The organism is Pseudomonas sp. JV245A (genome assembly GCF_032424515.1).
In the GTDB taxonomy this organism is placed as follows: domain Bacteria; phylum Pseudomonadota; class Gammaproteobacteria; order Pseudomonadales; family Pseudomonadaceae; genus Aquipseudomonas; species Aquipseudomonas protegens.
Map to the genome: position 1 here is coordinate 1 of NZ_VYKE01000358.1, position 1,593 is coordinate 1,593.

General features: G+C 65.3%; 2 protein-coding genes. One reads left to right on the forward strand and one right to left on the reverse strand.

Annotated features, from left to right (window positions below; translation table 11 throughout):
* A partial coding sequence (locus tag F6S12_RS31590) for a DMT family transporter (RefSeq protein ID WP_315869839.1) occupies positions 1-894 on the reverse strand: 894 nt, incomplete at its 3' end.
* A gap of 154 nt (positions 895-1,048) precedes the next feature.
* Between F6S12_RS31590 and F6S12_RS31595 the strand changes: the two genes are divergently transcribed.
* Positions 1,049-1,593: AraC family ligand binding domain-containing protein (locus F6S12_RS31595; protein WP_315869840.1), on the forward strand; the 545-nt coding region annotated here is incomplete at its 3' end.

The window sequence follows — 1,593 nt, forward strand, 5'->3', positions numbered from 1 at the left end:
GGCAGCGGCTACAGAGGCAGGCACAGCCTTGGGTTTGCGGAACACCAGGACGTTGCCCAGCATCACCAGCACCAGCCCGGCCAGGGCCGGGGCGGTCCATTGGTAGCCTTCGACAAAGGCCGACACGTTCAACGCCACTACCGGGAACAGCACGGTGCAGTAAGCCGCGCGCTCCGGGCCCATGCGCCCCACCAGGGTCAGGTAGGCGGTAAAGCCGATGACCGAGCCCGGAATCACCAGGTACAGCAGTGAACCGATGTAGCGGGTGCTCCATTCCACATCGAAGGCGATGCCCTGGAACAGGCAATACACCGCCAGCATCGTCGCGCCGTAGGCCATGCCCCAGGCATTGGTGGTCAACGGCTTGAGCCCGGCTTTTTGCTGCAGGCTGGACAGCATGTTGCCCGCCGAGAAGCACAAGGTGCCCAGCAGGGCCAAGCCCAGGCCCAGCAGGGTTTGCGGGCTGGCACTGTGGCCCACCAGCTCCGGCCAGAACAGCAGCCCCAGCCCCAGCAGCCCCAGGCCGCCGCCCAGCAGCACGTTGCGAGCGATCTTCTGGCCGAAGAACACCCGCGCATTCAGGGCGTTCCACAGGGTCGCGGTGGAAAACACCACCGCTACCAGGCCACTGGGAATCCACTGGCTGGCGTGCAAAAAGCACATGAAGTTGATGCAGAACAGGCACAGGCCCTGGGCCACGCAGATCAGGTGACCACGACGGTTCATCGGCTGCAGCTTGCGGCTGAGCAGCAACAGGACGAACAGCACCAGGGCCGCCAGGGCGAAGCGATAGACGATGGACACCGGAATCGCCACCACCCCCAGTTGCAGTTTCAGGGCGATCCAGGTGGTGCCCCAGATCAGCACGGTCAACAGGTACAGCGATAGGTTCATGGCGCGACTCCTTTGTCAGGAGTGCAGTGTCACGCCCCGCCGGCCTTGCGCGCTTGCACAAACTTGCGCTTTTTATCCGCCCGGGGCTGGCAGCACACGGGCTACGGAGTAGCATGCAGAACACCGGCAGCCGCACCCATGTTGACGCCCCACCATGCACGCACTGGATACACTGCAAGTCTTCCAAGCCCTGAACCGCTCGCCCAATGCTCGCCTGGAGCACAGCGCCGAGCTCGGTGACGGCTTGTCCGCAGCCTTGTGGAGCAACCATCACGACGCCCAGGAGTACGAGGCCCCCAGCCATCACACCCTGTCCTGCTACCTGGCCGGCGGCACCGGGACCTTCCGCCGCGACCAGCCGGGCAGCAAGGGCGGCCCGGGCAAGTTGTGCATCCTGCCCGCCGAGCACCAGTCGGCCTGGGTGATCAACGGTGATATTCGCCTGGCCCATCTGTACTTCAGCCCGGAGCAGTTCGCCCTGGGCTGCGTCACCCTGCTGGATCGCGAGCCCCGGGAACTGCAACTGCGCGAAAGCACCTTTCTCGACGACCCCGAGCAGACCCAGCGCTTTGCGCAGTTGGTCCGCCTGAACTGGGACGAACCCGGCGAGCGCCTGCTGACCAGCAGCCTGGCCCACGAGATGCTCAGCCATGCCCTGCTCAATCAAGTGGGCCAGCGCCAGGGGGCCCGGCTCAAGGG